Below are 16,636 nucleotides of genomic sequence, written 5' to 3'. Positions count from 1 at the left end.
ATATAAGGTGTCATTCTGCGGCGATCCCTTCCAGGCGATCCTCAAGTTCGTCGGCGGCGTTTTGCAGCGCGGCGAGGGTGGCGGGATCGGGTGTCCAATAGGCGCGGTCGGAAGCCTCAAGCAGGCGCTGGGCCATGCGGGAGGAGGCTTCGGGGTTCAGGGCGGCAAGGCGGCGGCGCATCGCCTCATCCGTGACGAAGGTCTCAGTGAGGCGCTGGTAGACCCAAGGTTCCACTTTGCCGGTGGTGGCGGACCAGCCGAAGGTGTTGGAGACGTGGGATTCGATCAGGCGCACGCCCTCGGCCCCGTGGCGGAGGAGGCCTTCGTAGAACTTGGGATTCAGGGTGCGGGAGCGGCTTTCCAGCGCGATCTGGTCCGAAAGCGTGCGGACGGTGCCGCCGCCGCGCGTCTGGTCGCCGATGTAGACCGGGGTGTCCTGGCCGCCGCGCGCGCGTTTCACGGCGCGGGCGATGCCGCCGAGGGTGTCGAAGTAGTGGTCGACCGAGGTGACGCCCAGCTCGACGGATTCGAGGTTCTGGTAGGCGAGGTCGACGTCTTTCAGCGCCTTTTGCAGGAGCGCCGGGTTGCCGGTGGCCTTGCCGGTGACGCCGTAGGCGAAGCTTTTGCGGTTTTCATAGGCGTCGGCGAGTTCGTCTTCGTCGCCGAAGGCAGAGCTGTCGACGAGGATGTTTACGTTGGACCCGTAAGCGCCTTCGGCGTTGGAGAACACGCGGAGGGCGGCGGTTTCCATGTCGGTGTTCATCTCAGCCGCGTAGCGCAGGGCGTGGGCGCGGATGAAGTTGAGGGCTTCGGGTTCGTCGGCGGTGGCGGCCTTGAGGGCGGCTTCGGCGAGCATCCGGGTTTGCAGGGGCAGGAGGTCGCGGAAGATGCCGGAGAGGGTCATCACCACGTCGATCCTTGGGCGGCCAAGCTCGGCCAGCGGGATCAGATCGGCACCGCCGAGGCGGCCATAGCTGTCAAAGCGGGGCTTGGCACCCATCAGCGACAGGGCCTGCGCGATGGGGCCGCCGTCGGACTTGATGTTGTCGCTGCCCCAGAGGACCAGCGCCACAGTGCGGGGCATCGTCGGGTGGGTCGCCAGCAGACGGTCGGCCTGCGCCTTGCCGTCGGCCAGCGCGAAGGCGGTGGGCATGCGGAACGGGTCGAAGGCGTGGATGTTGCGGCCCGTGGGCAGGATTTGCGGCGAGCGGATCAGGTCTCCACCGGGGACGGGGGAGATGAAGCGGCCACCGAGCGCACGGAGGAGGGCGGGGATTTCTGCGTCCCGCTGGAGGTGTTCGGCGGCGATGGCGCGGGCCTCGGCGTCGTCGGGCATGAGCGCGAGGTATTCGGCGCGCTGGGCGTCGGTCATCTGGCGGCCAAGGACGTGGAGGCCGTCGGTGATGAGGGCGCCTTCCGTCTCCAACAGTTTCAGCCAGAGCGCGTCGGGGTTGGACGGGTCCATGTCCACGGCGCGGGCCTGTTCGGAGATCAGGAGGGCGAGGTCCTCGCGGTCCGGCGCGGCGGGGGCAAGGGCGCGGAAGCGGGTGAGGCTGTCTTTCAGGTCTACGAGGCCCTTGTAGAGGCCGGATTGCGCGAGGGGCGGGGTCAGGTGGGTGACGGTGACAGCGTTCGACCGGCGCTTGGCGAGGGTCGCCTCGGACGGGTTGTTCGCGGCGTAAAGGTAGACGTTCGGCAGGTTGGCGATCAGGCGGTCGGGCCAGCATTTGCCGGAAAGGCCGGCCTGTTTGCCGGGCATGAATTCAAGCGCACCGTGCATGCCGAAATGCAGAAGCACGTCGGCGCCGAAATCGCGTTTCATCCAGTCGTAGAAGGCGGTGAAGGCGTGGGTGGGCGCAAAGCCCTTTTCGAAGAGGAGCCGCATCGGGTCGCCTTCGTAACCGAAGACGGGTTGGATGCCGACGAAGATGTTGCCGAACTGGTGGCCAAGGACGAAGACGTCGGCCCCGTTGGATTGGGCGCGGCCAGGGGCGGGGCCCCAGACTTTCTCGGTCTCGGCCAGCCAGCGGCTGCGGCGGACAAGTTCCGAAGCGGGGATGCGGGCGGCGACGTTGGCGGGCTGGCCGAAGGCGGCGGCATTGCCTTGCAGGACGGCGGCGCGCAGGGCCTCGACGGTGGCAGGCGGGGTGACGTCGTAGCCGTCGGCCTTCATCGCGTGGAGCGTGTTCAGGAGGCTTTCGAAGACGCCAAGGTAGGCGGCGGTACCGACGGCCCCGGCGTTCGGCGGGAAGCCGTAAAGGACGATGGCGACCTTGCGTTTCGCGGTGTCGGACCGGCGGAGGGTCGAGAGGCGAAAAACTTTTTCAGCCAGTGCCTCGATCCGTTCCGGGCAGGGGGCCATCACGCGGGAGGCGTGGTCGGCGGGGGCTTGGCAGTTGTGCGCGCAGCCGGTGCAGCCGCTGGCGTCGTGGCGGCCGGCGAAGACGGTGGGGTTGGTCGCGCCGTCGATCTCCGGCAGGGCGATCAGCATGGTGGTTTCAACGGGCCCGAGGCCGCCTTCGGTGGTGGCCCATTGGCCGAGGGTCTGGAATTCCAGGGGATGCGCGGCGACGTAAGGCACGTCCAGCGCGGACAGGGCGGCGATGGCGGCGGGGCTGTCGTTGTAGGCGGGGCCTCCCACCAGCGAGAAGCCGGTGAGGGAAACGAGGGTGTCGATCCGGTTATCGGACATGAAGGCGTCGATGGCGGGGCGGCCGTCGAGGCCAGCGGCAAAGGCGGGGACGCAGGCGATGCCGCGGGCCTCAAACGCGCGGATGACGGCGTCGTAATGCGCGGTGTCCGAGGCGAGGATGTAGGAGCGCAGCATCAGAAGGCCGACGGTGGCGGTGGTGCCATCGGGTTTCGGCAGAAGCGAGGCGTCGGTGAAGACGCGGGCGGCGACATCGGGGTGGTAGAGGCCGACATCAGGGTAGTCGACGGGGAGGGCCGCCTTGACCTTGTTCCAGTCGCGGTTCGGGGCATAGCGGCTGACGAGGAAGCGGACCATGCTTTCGATGTTGTCGTCGGAGCCGCCGAGCCAGTACTGCATCGACAGGAACCAGGCGCGCATGTCCTGGGCCTTGCCGGGGATGAAGCGCAGGATCTTCGGCAGGCGGCGGAGCATCGCCATCTGCTTTTCGCCCGAGGAGCCGGAGGCGGATTTGTTGCCCCTTAGCTTCTTGAGGAAGGCCATCGCGCCCGAGGCGGGAAGCGACATGTCGAGGTCGCCCATCTTGGTCAGCTTGACGATCTGCGGGTCCGAGATGATGCCAACGCAGGCGTCGAGGCTGTCGCGGCGGGCCTGCATGTCGGGCAGGATCTGGGTCAGGTGCTCTTCCAGGAAGATCAGGTTCGCGACGATGATGTTGGCCTTGGCGACATCGGCCTTGGCGCGGGCGAGGGCGGCTGGGTTCTCGGCCCATTCGGCGGCGGCGTGGACGGAAATCGCGATGCCGGGGAAGTCTTTCGCCAGACGGCCCGCGACGCGCTGGGCGGGGCCTGCGGCGTGGGCGTCGAGGGTGACGATGACAAAGTGGTAGAGGTCCGCCGGGGCGGTTTTCCGAAGGTCCGGCGATGTGTAGCGGTCATCGCGCATAATGGGCCTTTGCCTCGTAGAGGGTCTCGATGCTGATCTGGGTGACGCCTTTTTCTGCGGCGTATTTCTCGGTGTTGCGGCGGGCCTTGGCGCGGACGAAGAAGGGGATCTTCTTGAGTTCCCGCTCGGCATCCGGCAGCCAGTGGAGGGCGTCGGCGAGGGCCTGGGCGGCCTCGATCATCTGGGTGGCAGCGTTGGCGGTGGGTTCGAGGATTTGCTGCACGGGGGCCGGGGTGGCCTTGCCGCCGTGGTGGCTGGGACCGGCGGCGTCGTGGAATTCGAAATCCTCGCGGAACATGGTGAGGAGGTGTTCTTCGAGGCCCATGACGAGGGGGTGAATCCAGGTGTCGAAAAGGACGTTGGCACCTTCAAAGCCCATCTGCGGCGAGTAGCGGGCGGGGAAGTCCTGGACGTGGACGGGGGCCGAGATCACGGCGCAGGCGATGCCGAGGCGCTTGGCGATGTGACGCTCCATCTGCGTGCCGAGGATCAGTTCCGGGGCGGCGGCGATGATGGCGGCTTCGACGTCGAGGTAGTCGTCGGAGATCAGGGCCTCGAGCCCGTATTCCTTGGCGCAGGCGCGCATCGGGCGGGCGAATTCGCGGTTGTAGCAGCCGAGGCCGACGACTTCGAAGCCGATCTCGTCGCGGGCGACGCGGGCGGCGGCCATGGCGTGGGTGGCGTCGCCGAAGATGAAGACGCGCTTGTTGGTGAGGTAGGTCGAGTCGACCGAGGCCGACCACCAGGGCTGGCGGAGGTTGGTTTCGTCGACCTGCGGGCTGACACCGGCCAGGGCGGCGACTTCGGCGATGAACTCACGGGTGGCTTGTGCGCCGATGGGGGTGGTTTTCGTCCAGGGCTGGGCGTGGGTCTTTTCCAGCCAACGCGCGGCACCTTCGCCGGTTTCCGGGTAGAGCAGGACGTTGAAATGCGCGGCGGGGAGGCGTTTCAGGTCCTCGGGGCTGGCGTCCAGCGGGGCGGCCACGTTAATCGCGATGCCCATGCTGCGCAGGAGGGTGGCGATCTCGGTCACGTCATCGCGGTGGCGGAAGCCGAGGGCGGTCGCGCCGAGGATGTTGCAGGAGACTTCCCTGGTGCGCTCACACGGTTGGGCGAGGGCGCGGACGAGTGCGTGGAAGGTTTCATCCGCGCCGAAGTTTTCCTTGCGGGAGTAGCTGGGCAGGTCCAGCGGCACGACGGGGCACGGCAGGCCAAGGGTCGAGGCGAGGCCGCCGGGGTCGTCCTGGATCAGCTCGGCGGTGCAGGAGGCGCCGACGATCATCGCTTGCGGCTTGAAGCGGTCATAGGCGCCTTGCGCGGCACGCTTGAAAAGGTTCGCGGTGTCGCCGCCAAGGTCGGAGGCCTGGAAGGTGGTGAAGGTGACCGGCGGGCGGTGATTGCGGCGCTCGATCATCGTGAAGAGGAGGTCGGCGTATGTGTCGCCCTGGGGCGCGTGCAGGACGTAGTGCACGTCCTTCATGCCGGTCGCGACGCGCATCGCGCCGACATGCGGGGGGCCTTCGTAGGTCCAGAGGGTGAGTTTCATGCCTGACCTCCTGCCAGCATCGCGCGGCGGCGGAGGGGGCGGGAGAAGAGGCCGGCGAGGTCGCCTGCCTGTTCGTAGAAATGGACCGGCGTGAAGACGAGTTCGATCGCCCACTTGGTCGCGTAACCGGCGGCTTCCAAGGGGTTCGCAAGGCCAAGGCCGCAGACGGTGAGGTCGGGCTTCAGCGCGGCGTGGCGGTCAAGCTGCAGGTCGACGTCCTGGCCTTCGGAAAGGACGGTCTGCGGCAGGAGGGCAAGCTCGGGTTCCATCAGGCCGCGGTGGAGATAGGGGGTTCCGACCTCGACCGGGAGCATGCCACATTCGCGGGCAAGGAAGCGCGCAAGGGGGATTTCAAGCTGGCTGTCGGGGAACATGAACAGGGTCTTGTCGCGCAGGGTTTCCGCGTGGGCGGCGACGGCCTTGCGGGCGCGGGCGCGGGGGGCGGCGGTGACGGCCTCAAACGTTTCCAGCATCACGCCCTGGGCCTTGGCAACGGCGCGGAGCCAGTCGGTGGTGCCTTCCTCGCCGAAGGGGAAGGGGGCCACGATACGCTCGCCGCCGCGACGCTCTACCGCGTGGGCGGTGTCGGCCAGGAAGGGCTGGGTCAGGATGAAGCGGGTGTTCGGGCCGACCTTGGGTGCCGTTGCGGCGCGGCGCGAGGGCAGGAAGCTGACGTTCTTGATGCCCATCTGGGTCAGAAGCGACAGACACTGGTCTTCGACCACATCGGGCAGCGCGCCGACGACGAGAAGGTTCGCCTCGGCGGTTTCCTCAAGCGAGGGGACCATCGCGGCCAGGCAGGCGTCTTCGCCCTGGGTGAAGGTCGTCTCGATCCCCGAGCCGGAGTAGTTGTAGACCCGGACCGCGCCGCCGTGGCGTGCGTTCAGGCGTTCGGCAGTGCGCGAGAGGTCAAGCTTGATCACTTCGGACGGGCAAGAGCCGACGAGGAACAGCTGGCGGATGTCGGGGCGGCGGGAGAGGAGGCGTTCGACCTCACGCTCAAGCTCGGTATGCGCGTCGGCAAGACCGGCGAGGTCCTTCTCTTCGAGAATCGCGGTGCCGAATCGCGGCTCGGCGAAGATCATCACCCCGGCGGCGGATTGCAGCAGGTGGGCGCAGGTGCGGGAGCCGACCACCAGGAAGAACGCGTCCTGCATCTTGCGGTGGAGCCAGATGATCCCGGTCAGGCCGCAGAACACCTCACGCTGGCCGCGTTCGCGGAGGACCGGGGTGTGCAGGCAGCCGGTCGTGGGGGTGTCGAGGCTCATGCCGGGTGCCCTTCTGCGGGAGCTGCGGCGGGGCCACTGTCAAGGCGGGCGCGGCGGAGTTTCAAAAGGAACTGGGTGGCGTTGATGAAGTAGGCCGCATAGGCCGCAAGCGTGATCCCCATCAGCTGAAGCGGCGTCAGGGATTCTGTAAGCAAGCCATAGAGATACAGGGTGTGCAGCGCGATGACGCCGAAGCTGACGACGTCTTCCCAGAAGAAGGCGGGGGCGAAAAGATACCGGCCGAAGACGACCTTTTCCCAGATCGCGCCGGTGACCATGATGGTATAAAGCAGGGCAGTCTTCAGCAGGATCGAAACCGTCGCGGCCGCATATCCGTCGCCGGTGATCAGGTAGCGCAGCACGAGGACCAGCGAGATGGCGAAGACCAGGAACTGAAGGGGGGCGAGAACGCCCTGGACCGTGGTCCAGACGGTTGCATCCCGACGGGCGCGCTGGCTGGGCGTGTAGAGCGGTGTGGAAGATTTCAGTGAGGCCGGACCGGACATTCCCTACGCCTCTGCATAAGCCGCGTTGACACTCAAAGTAGTCAGGCAGCACTGTCTGTCAATGTAGATTTACACATTCCGCTGATATTTCGGTCGCCAACGCTCCCCGAGATCACACCGTCAGTGTGCAGGCAGAGCGACTTTTTATCATTCAAAGTCATATGATTAACCGGTTTCGCCCGCACGTATTGAAGTAAAGTGTCAATTTAAGTGGACATGTCGTGCGCTTTGGGGTGTCATGGGGACAGCGAGTCGACGGCTTTTAAATGCACACACACAGTGCTATCGTGCCCCGGCATCTGCGGTAGGACCCAAGGAGGGTCGCCGATGCGTGACAATGGGATACCGGAAGCCCAAGGCGGCCAGATTGGCCTTGATTGGTTTGCTGGGCTTGCGAAGGAGGCGTTGGGTCGGTTGGTTTCGGTTCGCGACCAGGAAGGCGCCGTGGTAGCGCAGGACCATCTTGACCACTTCTTGCGGATATTGCGAGAGGCCCGCTCGATCGATCCTGCCGTCCTGCTGGCCGAGATGATGGCCCGCCAGATCGATCCGGCTGCGGTCGCCTGCCTTTACGTGCCGGCAGCGGCGCGGTCTCTGGGGGCCGGGTGGGCCTCCGACGAAGTCAGTTTCATCGACGTGACGCTGTGCACCGAGAAGCTGCAGGCCGTGGTGCGCCGGGTCGATGAGCTTTTGACAGAGGTGCGGCCGGTGACCGGCCCGTCGGCGCTGGTGCTGGTGGCCGAAGCCGAGCAGCACACGCTGGGCGCAATGGTGCTGGCGCTGGAACTGCGTCTTTCGGGGTTCACCGCGATGGTCCGGGTGGCGCCGCTGTCCCGGGAACTGACGCATCTGATGTCGGGGAACCGCTTTGACCTGGCGTTGGTTTCCCTTGGCTGCACCGCGGCACTGGAGTCTGCGGTTGGGCTGGTGCGGACTTTGCGCCTGCTCTCGCGGAATGACGAAATGTGCATCTTTGTTGGCGGGGCCATTCCTGTGGAAGATTCGCTTCTTCTAAGTGAAACCGGCGCGGACCGAGTCTTGCGCCATGTTTCCGCTCTTATCTCAGAGTATGAAGCGTGTCGCGGAGGACGCCAGCTTGATCGGGACCGGAAAAGAAGCCAAAGCAGCATCGTCCGGTCTTTGTTGAAAGGGGACGGGAGTTGACCAATGACGGGCACTCTATGGCGGTTCTGCCAACCGATCCGGCCGCACGAAATGTGGTCCTGGATCTGGTAAGCGCCGGATCGGACCTGACTTTGGTGGTGACGCCGGAACGTTTGGTCGAACGGGTGCTGGCCGCCCCGCAGTCCGGCCTGGCCGCAATGGTCGCAGGCTGGGAAGGTCGGGACTTGCAGTCCTTGTTCGCCGAGGAAAGCTGGGCCAAGCTCTCTGCCCGCCTTGCCGGACCAGATACCGGATCGGCGCTGGAGCTGAACCATGCCGGGCCTGTGCAATACGAGTTTCCGGTCCGATATATCCTGCGCCGACTGCCAGGGACCGAGACGCTTTTGATGCTGGGCCGCGATCTGCGCCCGCTGGCCGAGGTGCAGCAGCAGCTGGTCCAGGCGCATCGCGCCATCGGCCGAGACCATGAGGCGCAGCGCGAGCTGGAGACCCGGTATCGCGTGCTGATGGAAGAAAACTCGTTCCCGCTGCTGATCGTCTCGGAGACGACGGGCCGGATCGTCGACCTGAACAGCTCGGCCGCGCGGCTGCTGGGGGCACAGCGCAACGACCTGTTGAATTCGCCGATCGCACAGGAATTCGATGGCCGCCGTCGCGGCGAGCTGATCGAGACACTTGCCCGCAATGCGACGAATGATGACGGAGAAGTTGTCGACCTGAACGTCCGCCGCACCTCGCAGCGGGTGAAGGTCAGCGCGAAGATGTTCCGCGCCTCACGCGATCGGCTGCTGCTGTGCCGGATCGGGCTGTCGGAAAGCGCCCAGTCCCGCGAAAGCGACCGCAGCCTGATGATGCAGAACCTGTTCGAGAAGGGGACGGATGCCGTCGTCTTCCTGGATGGGAATGGTGTGATCAAGGCCGCGAACGAATCCTTTCTGCACATCACGGACAGCCACAGCACCTCGGTCGTGATCGATCGGGCGTTTTCCGATTTCCTGTCGCGGGGCGCGGTGGACTTGAAGGTGCTACTGGACAACGTCAAGCGCGTGGGCCACCTGCGGCACTACCGGACCCGGCTGAACACGGATTACATGGGCGAGGTCTCGGTCGAATTGTCGGCGACTTTGTTCCAGGACAACGGCAAGCAGATCATCGGCATTGTCGCGCGGGATTCGGTGGTGACCGACCGCATAGTCTGGCCCGCCACTGGGACCGAGAACGAGGGCCTGCGCAATGTGATGCGACTGGTCGGTTATTCGACTTTGAAAGAGATCGTCGACGAGACGACCGAGATCATCGAAAAGATGTGCATCGAGGCGGCTCTGGAGATGTCAGGCAACAACCGCGCGGCTGCGGCCGAGCTTCTGAGCCTGTCGCGCCAGTCGCTGTATGTGAAGCTGCGCAAGTTCGGTATCCTGAACAAGGAAACCGACACTCCGCAGGCTTGATCCAGGTCAAGTCGGCCCCCCTTCCAATCTGTCAATCTAGGTTGACACCGTCGCTGGTGACGGGTGCCTTGGCACGGAAGGGGTTCTCATGCGTATCGTCTTCATTCACCCCAATTATCATTCTGGCGGGGCCGAGATCGCGGGCAACTGGCCTCCGGCCTGGGTGGCCTACCTCGCGGGCAGCCTGAAGCGGGCGGGGTTCGACGACATCCATTTCCTGGACGCGATGACCTATCACCTGGGGCCAGAGGTGCTTCGGACGAAGCTGGCCGAGTTGCAGCCGGACATCGTGGGGGTGACGGCGATCACCCCGTCGATCTACGAGGCCGAGGAGGTTCTGCGGATCGCGCAGGAGGTGGTGCCGAACGCGCTGCGGGTCTTGGGGGGCGTGCATGCGACCTTCATGTACCGGCAGGTGCTGTCGGAAGCTCCTTGGGTGGACGTGATCGTCCGCGGCGAGGGCGAAGAGATCATGGTGGCGCTGGCCGAGGCGGTGCGCGACGGTCGCTGGCCTGCGGACAAGCGCAAGATCAAGGGCTTGGCCTTCACCGACGGCGAGGAGATCGTGGCGACGCAGGCGGCCAGCACGGTCAAGGACCTGGACGGCATTGACCCGGATTGGTCGATCCTGGACTGGGACAGCTATATCTACGTGCCGCTGGGCGTGAAGGTCGCGATCCCGAACATGGCGCGTGGATGTCCGTTCACCTGTTCGTTCTGTTCGCAATGGAAGTTCTGGCGGGATTATCGCGTGCGGGACCCGAAGAAGGTGGCGGACGAGATCGAGCGGCTGGTCGATCAGCATGGGGTGGGGTTCTTCATCCTGGCCGACGAGGAACCCACGATCAACAAGAAGAAGTTCGTCGAATTCTGCCAGGAGCTGATCGACCGGGGTCTGAACAAGCGGGTCAAATGGGGGATCAACACGCGGGTCACCGACATCTGGCGCGACCGCGACCTGTTGAAGTTCTACCGCGAGGCGGGGCTGGTCCACATCAGTCTGGGCACCGAGGCGGCGGCGCAGATGAAGCTGGACATGTTCAACAAGGAAACCACTGTCGCGCAGAACAAGGAGGCGATCCGCCTGCTGCGCGAGGCCGACATTTTCACCGAGGCGCAGTTCATCGTGGGGTTGGACAACGAGACGATGGAAACGCTGGAGGAAACCTTCCAGATGGCCTGGGACTGGCAGCCCGACCTTGCCAACTGGGCGATGTACACGCCCTGGCCCTTCACGCCGCTGTTCCAGGAGATAAAGGATCAGGTCGAGATCTTCGACTTCTCGAAATACAATTTCGTCACGCCGATCATGAAGCCCGCTGCCCTGACCCGGGGCGAGCTTCTGGACGGCGTGATGAAGAACTATCGCCGCTTCTACATGCGCAAGGCGCTGTTCCACTATCCGTGGCGTGGCACGGGGTTCCGGCGGAAGTACCTGCTTGGGTGCCTGAAGGCCTTTCTCAAGGCCGGGGTGCAGCGCACCTTCTATGACCTTGGAAAGGCTGGATATTGGGGGCCGCAGACCAAGGGAAAGGTCGATTTCCATTTCGACGAGACCCGGACGATTGCCGAGGCGCAGATGGCCGACTGGGACGCCACCGCCGAGCGCAGCCGCAAGCACAAGGAACGGCAGGAGGCTGTCCGGGCGCAGATGCAGGAGCGCGCCAAGGACCGTGCCGCTCCCGATCTGGGTCCGATGGCTTGTGGCGGCGGGCGCGAGCAGATGCAGGAGCCGGCGGAGTAATGGAGGCTGCGGAATAATGCAGGCGGGCCGGATCGGGCCGAACGCGATCCTGCAACTGGTCGATGTGCTGGAGCGGCGCGGGGAGGGGGACCTTTGCCGCGCCGTTCTGGCGGAGGCCGGGGTTGCAAGGCCATCGCGTGAGTCGGGGATGCTGCCGGAAGCTGACTGCGCGGCGGTGCATCAGGCTTTGCGACGGCTGACACCCGAAGCCGAAGGCGTGTTGGCCGAGGCCGGTTTGGCGACCGGGGATTACATTCTGGAGCACCGGATTCCCAGGGCCGCGCAGGCGGTGCTGCGGCTTTTGCCGGGGGCCTTGGCAGCGCCGGTCCTGACGAGGGCGATTGCAAAACACTCCTGGACCTTCGTCGGAACCGGGACGTTCGGGATGGAGGCGTCGCGTCCCTTGATGCTGTCGGTGGCACGCAATCCGCTGGTGGTGGGGTGGCGGGCCGACACGCCCCAGTGCATCTGGCACGTCTCGGTGTTCCGGCGCCTGTATGGGCAGTTGGTCTGGCCGGGCGTGGAGGTGCGCGAGGTGGCTTGCTGCGCCTGTGGCGACCCGGCCTGCCGGTTCGAGGTGTCAGGCTGAGGCCTGCGGCAATGTAAAGCTTGCCAGACTCGGAAGTGTCAGGTTTAATTGACACCATGAGCGACGCACTCATCCAACCCCCGCAAAGCTGGCCGGAACCCCGTGCCATGCTGACGCTGATCAAGCCGATCACCTGGTTCCCGCCGGTCTGGGCCTATCTGTGTGGCGCGGTGTCCTCGGGCGTGCCCTTGGGCGCGAACTGGACGACGGTGCTGCTGGGCATGGTGCTGGCCGGTCCCATCGTCTGTGGGATGAGCCAGGCGGCAAACGACTGGTGCGACCGGCATGTCGATGCGGTGAACGAGCCGCATCGGCCCATTCCGTCAGGGCGGATACCCGGACGCTGGGGGTTGTGGATCGCGCTGGCGATGACGGTGCTGTCGCTGGCGGTGGGTTGGCTGCTGGGGCCTTGGGGCTTTGGTGCGACGGTGGTGGGCGTGATTGCGGCCTGGGCCTATAGCGCGGAGCCGGTGCGGCTGAAGCGGTCGGGCTGGTGGGGGCCGGGGCTGGTCGGCCTGTCCTATGAGGGCCTGCCCTGGTTCACCGGGGCGGCGGTGCTGCTGGGCACGGCGCCGCGGTTCGAGAACGTGATGATCGCCGGGCTTTACGCCTTTGGCGCGCACGGGATCATGACGCTGAACGATTTCAAGGCGCTGGAGGGTGACCGGCAGCATGGCGTGCGGTCCTTGCCGGTGGTGCTGGGGCCTGAGGTCGCGGCCAAGATCGCCTGCACGGTCATGGGCATGGCGCAGGTGCTGGTGGTGGTGCTGCTGCTGATCTGGGGCAAGCCCTGGCATGCGCTGGCGGTGTTTGCCGTGCTGGCCGCGCAGGTCGCGGCGATGCGGGTGCTGTTCCGTGATCCGAAGGGCAAGGCACCCTGGTACAACGGGACCGGCGTAGTGCTGTATGTCACGGGCATGATGATTTCCGCTTTTGCAATCAGGGGGATGGCATGAGGCTCTCGTGGCTTCAGATCGTCCGGCTGGGGCTGGTGCAGTTGTGCTTGGGCGCGGTGGTGGTGCTGACGACCTCGACCCTGAACCGGCTGATGGTGGTGGAGCTGGCTTTGCCCGCGATGCTGTCGGGGGCGCTGGTGGCGCTACATTCCTTCGTGCAGATCACGAGGCCAAGCTGGGGGTTCCTGTCGGACGCGCAGGGCAACCGGACGCGGTTCATCATCGGGGGGATGGCGGTGCTGTCCGCCGGGGCGGCGCTAGCGTCGTGGATGGTGGCGCTGGGGATCGCGGGGCATGGGGTCGGGCTTGCGGGGTCGGTCGCGGCCTATGTGCTGATCGGGATGGGCGCGGGGGCCTCGGGGACCTCACTTCTGGCGCTGCTGGCAAGCGGTTGCGCGCCCGAACGGCGGGCGGCGGCGGCGACGATCACCTGGCTGATGATGATCTTCGGGATTGCGGTGACCTCTGGCGTGATCGGGGCGATGCTGGACCCGTATTCTCCGGCCCGGCTGATGGCGATTGTCGGCGTCGTGACCGTCGGTGCCGTGCTGCTGACGGCGGCGGCGATCTGGGGGATCGAGCGGCGGGTGATCCCGGCGCGGTTGCCGGATGAGACGCCGCTGATGCAAGGGCTGGCCGAGGTCTGGGCGGAGAAGCGGACGCGGGTGTTTACCCTGTTCATCTTCCTGTCGATGACCGCGTTTTTCCTGCAGGAGCTGATCCTGGAGCCCTATGCGGGGCTGGTCTTCGCTTATTCTCCGGGCGCGTCCACCAGCCTGTCGGGCGCGCAGCATGGCGGGATGTTCGTGGGCATGCTGGCTGTGGGCATCGCGGTTTCGGGCCTGAAGATCGGGTCCTTGCGAGCCTGGGTTACCGGCGGATGCCTGGGGTCGGCCTTCATGCTGGCGGTGATTGCCGCGCTGGGGCAGATGCAGATCGGGCTACTGACGCCTGCGGTGGCGCTGCTGGGTGTGTTCTCGGGCATGTTCGCCATCGCGTCCATCGGGGCGATGATGCAGTTGGCCGGGCAGGGCCGTGCGGGACGCGAGGGGACGCGGATGGGCGTCTGGGGCGCGTCTCAGGCGATAGCTCAGGGGTTGGGCGGATTCGCCGGGGCGGCGCTGGTCGATGCGCTGCGACTGTCGGGGTCCACGGCAAATGCCTTCGGGATCGCCTTCGCGCTGGAGGCGCTCTTGTTCGTAGCTGCCGGGCTGATGGCCTGGCGGATCATTGACGGGGGCCGTCTTCGCGCCTCGACGCGGCTGGTTCCGGGAGAATGACCATGTATGACGCATTCGTTGTGGGCGGTGGGCCTTCGGGCGCGACGGCAGCGGAGGATCTGGCGCGGGCGGGCTACAAGGTGGCCCTTCTGGACCGCGATGGCCGGATCAAGCCCTGCGGGGGCGCGATCCCGCCACGGCTGATCCAGGATTTCGACATTCCCGACCATCTGGTCGTGGCCAAGATCAAGACGGCGCGGATGATCTCGCCCACGGGGCGGGCGGTGGATATCCATATCGAGGGCGGCTATGTCGGCATGGTCCAGCGGCTGGATTTCGACGAGTTCCTTCGCGACCGTGCGCGGATGGTCGGGGCGGAACGGCTGACCGGGACCTTCCTGCGGGTGGAGCGGGATGCGAAGGGCACCCATGTCGTCTGGCGCGAGAAGGCGTCGGGGCAGGAGCAGCGGTCGCGGACCCGCGTCGTGATCGGCGCGGATGGGGCGAAGTCTGGGGTCGCGCGGGCGGAAGTGCCGGGCGGCGACAAGATTCCTTACGTCATTGCGTATCACGAGATCATCAAGGCCCCGGCGGCGAACAGCGGGTATGACCCGGTGCGCTGCGATGTGATCTATGACGGTCAGATCAGCCCGGACTTCTACGGCTGGGTCTTCCCGCATGGCGACACGGCGTCGGTGGGCATGGGGACCGAAGACGGCGCGGTGGACCTGAAGAAGGCCACGGCGGACCTGCGGGCGATGTCGGGGCTGACCGATTGCGAGACGATCCGGCGCGAGGGGGCTCCGATCCCGTTGAAGCCGCTGGACCGTTGGGACAATGGGCGGGATGTGGTGCTGGCTGGCGATGCGGCGGGGGTGGTTGCTCCGTCCTCGGGCGAGGGGATATTCTACGCGATGGCGGGCGGGCGGGCGGCTGCGACGGCGGCTCAGGCGTTCCTGCGGTCGGGGAAGGCCAGTGAGTTGAAGCTGGCGCGGAAGCTGTTCCTGAAAGAGCATGGCACGGTCTTCAAGGTCTTGCGGTCGATGCAGAACGCGTATTATCGCAGCGATGATCGGCGCGAGCGGTTCGTGAGTCTGTGCCACGACATCGACGTGCAGCGCCTGACCTTCGAGGCCTACATGAACAAGAAGCTTGTCGCGGCGCGTCCCCTTGCCCATCTGAAGATCGGGGTGAAGAATGTGATGCACCTGATGGGAGTCGTCAGTCCAAAATGGTCGTGATGGAGCCGATAGACCTGCCGATCCCGGCCTTTGGGCCTGACGGGGAGCTGCGCCCGGTGGGCAAGCTAGCCGTTCACCGGCAGGGGCTGCGGCATCCGGCGGTGTCGGTGTTTGTGCTGCGCGGGCAGGAGATTTTGATCCAGCAGCGGGCGGCGGGGAAGTATCACACTCCCGGGCTTTGGGCGAACACCTGTTGCACGCATCCGAACTGGGGAGAGAGTGCTGCCGACTGCGCTGTGCGGCGGTTGGGGCAGGAGTTGGGGATCGACGGTCTGGCGCTGCGGCATGTCGGGCAGGTGGAATACCGCGCCGAGGTGCCGGGGGTGCGCGAGCCGCTGATCGAGCACGAGGTGGTCGAGGTTTTTGTGGGCGAGGCTGGCTGGCCCTTGGACCTGGACCTGGACCCCGACGAGGTGCAGGCGGTGCGCTGGGTGTCGCTGGACGCCTTGCGGGCCGAGATTGCGGCGAAGCCGGAGGCGTTCACGCCCTGGCTGCGGATCTATCTGGAAAAGCACGCGGCGATGATCTTTGCGGCCTCAAGCCTGGCCGAGGCTGTCCAGGATCAGGGCTGAGAGCCCGTCCTCCGTTTCTTCATGCGCAAGATGGCCGAGTTTCGGCAGAAGGTGCAGTTTTGCACCCGGGATGCGTTTGGCGGCGTCGATCGAGACTTGCGGCGGGACGGCGCGGTCCCCTTCTGAGGCGATCAGGGTGACTTTTGTTTGCGTCTGCGGCAGGCGGTTCAAGAGGCCTTGCAGCTTCCAGTCGGCCATCATTCCAAGCGCCCCGGTGATGTGATCCGGGTCGCGGACGAGCTTCAGGTATTGCGCGCGGCCTTGCGGGTCGAGCGGAGAGCCGGTGCCGGTCAGGATACGCTCTACCGTGCCGGGGCGGCCGAAGAATGTCGTGATGGCCGAGGAGGCGAAGGGCAGGGTCGCAAGGCCTTTGGCGATGATGGGAAAGAGGAAGGCGGCGGCGCCGTCGAATTCTCCCAATGCGGCGTTGAGGCCGATGACCTGTGGGATGGGGCGAAGCTCGGCCATGCGCAGGCCGATGGCGGCCCCGGCGGAGTGGCCGATGATCGCTTGGGGCTGGATGTTCAGCGTGTCGCAGAGCGTCCAGAGGTCTTTGGCCATCGCGTCGAGGCCGAGGCGGCCGGCGAAGCCTTTGGCAGAGCAGCCGTGGCCGGGGAGGTCGGGGGTGATGACCCGGTAGTGTTGCGACAGGCCGGGGATGGTGCGGCGGAAGCTGTGGGTGGAGGCTCCGGTCCCGTGGAGGAGGAGGAGGGTTGGCGCGTCTTTCGGGCCAGTGTCTGTCACCCAGAACCGCTGGCGGCCCGTGGCGATCAGGCTGGATTGGGCCTTGAAGGGCCAGTCGGCGGGCAGGGCGGCGGGGGTCATG

At 66.0% G+C, this 16,636-nt stretch carries 13 protein-coding genes; 8 read left to right on the top strand and 5 right to left on the bottom strand.

The window, feature by feature from the left end; genetic code table 11:
• Positions 1-10 precede the first annotated feature (10 nt).
• From Q8M85_RS06700 to bchF, 4 genes are read right to left on the bottom strand one after another with little or no spacing between them, the layout of a single operon-like run.
• Positions 11-3,595 (bottom strand): magnesium chelatase subunit H, encoded by a 3,585-nt coding sequence (locus Q8M85_RS06700; protein ID WP_305541932.1) that lies wholly within the window; start codon positions 3,593-3,595, stop codon positions 11-13.
• Positions 3,585-5,141, bottom strand: a complete 1,557-nt coding sequence (bchB, locus tag Q8M85_RS06695) for a ferredoxin:protochlorophyllide reductase (ATP-dependent) subunit B (RefSeq protein ID WP_305541929.1) — start codon at positions 5,139-5,141, stop codon at positions 3,585-3,587. The genes Q8M85_RS06700 and bchB overlap by 11 nt, the downstream gene beginning before the upstream one ends.
• Entirely contained in the window at positions 5,138-6,409 is a 1,272-nt protein-coding gene (locus Q8M85_RS06690; RefSeq protein WP_305541926.1) for a ferredoxin:protochlorophyllide reductase (ATP-dependent) subunit N, read from the bottom strand. Before Q8M85_RS06690 ends, bchB begins: the two co-directional genes overlap by 4 nt.
• A complete protein-coding gene (bchF, locus tag Q8M85_RS06685) occupies positions 6,406-6,915 on the bottom strand; it encodes a 2-vinyl bacteriochlorophyllide hydratase (protein WP_305541923.1) in 510 nt (169 codons plus the stop codon). Before bchF ends, Q8M85_RS06690 begins: the two co-directional genes overlap by 4 nt.
• A 327-nt stretch (positions 6,916-7,242) precedes the next feature.
• Between bchF and Q8M85_RS06680 the strand changes: the two genes are divergently transcribed.
• From Q8M85_RS06680 to idi, 8 genes are all read left to right on the top strand, one after another.
• Positions 7,243-8,079, top strand: coding sequence for a B12-binding domain-containing protein (locus Q8M85_RS06680; RefSeq protein WP_305541920.1), 837 nt, complete (start codon positions 7,243-7,245; stop codon positions 8,077-8,079).
• Positions 8,080-8,096: 17 nt separating this feature from the next.
• Positions 8,097-9,488, top strand: a complete 1,392-nt coding sequence (gene ppsR / locus Q8M85_RS06675; protein ID WP_305541917.1) for a transcriptional regulator PpsR — start codon at positions 8,097-8,099, stop codon at positions 9,486-9,488.
• A gap of 88 nt (positions 9,489-9,576) precedes the next feature.
• Positions 9,577-11,232, top strand: coding sequence for a magnesium-protoporphyrin IX monomethyl ester anaerobic oxidative cyclase (gene bchE / locus Q8M85_RS06670; protein ID WP_305541914.1), 1,656 nt, complete (start codon positions 9,577-9,579; stop codon positions 11,230-11,232).
• Positions 11,233-11,248: 16 nt separating this feature from the next.
• Positions 11,249-11,821 (top strand): bacteriochlorophyll 4-vinyl reductase, encoded by a 573-nt coding sequence (gene bchJ / locus Q8M85_RS06665; protein WP_305541911.1) that lies wholly within the window; start codon positions 11,249-11,251, stop codon positions 11,819-11,821.
• Between the two features lie 56 nt (positions 11,822-11,877).
• Entirely contained in the window at positions 11,878-12,777 is a 900-nt protein-coding gene (gene chlG / locus Q8M85_RS06660; RefSeq protein ID WP_305541909.1) for a chlorophyll synthase ChlG, read from the top strand.
• Positions 12,774-14,057, top strand: coding sequence for a BCD family MFS transporter (locus tag Q8M85_RS06655; protein ID WP_305541905.1), 1,284 nt, complete (start codon positions 12,774-12,776; stop codon positions 14,055-14,057). Before chlG ends, Q8M85_RS06655 begins: the two co-directional genes overlap by 4 nt.
• A 2-nt stretch (positions 14,058-14,059) precedes the next feature.
• The gene (locus Q8M85_RS06650; RefSeq protein WP_305541902.1) at positions 14,060-15,238 is read left to right on the top strand and encodes a geranylgeranyl diphosphate reductase; all 1,179 of its coding nucleotides are present in this window, start codon (positions 14,060-14,062) and stop codon (positions 15,236-15,238) included.
• Positions 15,238-15,810, top strand: a complete 573-nt coding sequence (gene idi, locus Q8M85_RS06645) for an isopentenyl-diphosphate delta-isomerase (protein ID WP_371135209.1) — start codon at positions 15,238-15,240, stop codon at positions 15,808-15,810. The genes Q8M85_RS06650 and idi overlap by 1 nt, the downstream gene beginning before the upstream one ends.
• On the opposite strand, the gene bchO is transcribed toward idi, so the two are convergent.
• Positions 15,775-16,635, bottom strand: coding sequence for an alpha/beta fold hydrolase BchO (gene bchO / locus Q8M85_RS06640; RefSeq protein WP_305541899.1), 861 nt, complete (start codon positions 16,633-16,635; stop codon positions 15,775-15,777). The two genes, idi and bchO, sit on opposite strands and share 36 nt — an antisense overlap.
• Position 16,636: the final 1 nt, after the last annotated feature.

The sequence above is a fragment of the Tabrizicola sp. genome, assembly GCF_030694085.1.
GTDB lineage: Bacteria > Pseudomonadota > Alphaproteobacteria > Rhodobacterales > Rhodobacteraceae > Tabrizicola.
This window is presented reverse-complemented; position numbering and strand designations above follow the sequence as displayed.

Excerpts from the sequence above, each read along its gene's own strand:
- Q8M85_RS06655 (WP_305541905.1), top strand. The coding sequence starts at position 12,774 with ATGAGGCTCTCGTGGCTTCAGATCGTCCGGCTGGGGCTGGTGCAGTTG.
- bchE (WP_305541914.1), top strand. The coding sequence starts at position 9,577 with ATGCGTATCGTCTTCATTCACCCCAATTATCATTCTGGCGGGGCCGAG.
- idi (WP_371135209.1), top strand. The coding sequence starts at position 15,238 with ATGGAGCCGATAGACCTGCCGATCCCGGCCTTTGGGCCTGACGGGGAG.
- Q8M85_RS06650 (WP_305541902.1), top strand. The coding sequence starts at position 14,060 with ATGTATGACGCATTCGTTGTGGGCGGTGGGCCTTCGGGCGCGACGGCA.
- bchO (WP_305541899.1), bottom strand. The coding sequence starts at position 16,635 with ATGACCCCCGCCGCCCTGCCCGCCGACTGGCCCTTCAAGGCCCAATCC.
- bchJ (WP_305541911.1), top strand. The coding sequence starts at position 11,249 with ATGCAGGCGGGCCGGATCGGGCCGAACGCGATCCTGCAACTGGTCGAT.
- bchF (WP_305541923.1), bottom strand. The coding sequence starts at position 6,915 with ATGTCCGGTCCGGCCTCACTGAAATCTTCCACACCGCTCTACACGCCC.
- ppsR (WP_305541917.1), top strand. The coding sequence starts at position 8,097 with ATGGCGGTTCTGCCAACCGATCCGGCCGCACGAAATGTGGTCCTGGAT.
- Q8M85_RS06690 (WP_305541926.1), bottom strand. The coding sequence starts at position 6,409 with ATGAGCCTCGACACCCCCACGACCGGCTGCCTGCACACCCCGGTCCTC.
- Q8M85_RS06680 (WP_305541920.1), top strand. The coding sequence starts at position 7,243 with ATGCGTGACAATGGGATACCGGAAGCCCAAGGCGGCCAGATTGGCCTT.
- bchB (WP_305541929.1), bottom strand. The coding sequence starts at position 5,141 with ATGAAACTCACCCTCTGGACCTACGAAGGCCCCCCGCATGTCGGCGCG.
- Q8M85_RS06700 (WP_305541932.1), bottom strand. The coding sequence starts at position 3,595 with ATGCGCGATGACCGCTACACATCGCCGGACCTTCGGAAAACCGCCCCG.
- chlG (WP_305541909.1), top strand. The coding sequence starts at position 11,878 with ATGAGCGACGCACTCATCCAACCCCCGCAAAGCTGGCCGGAACCCCGT.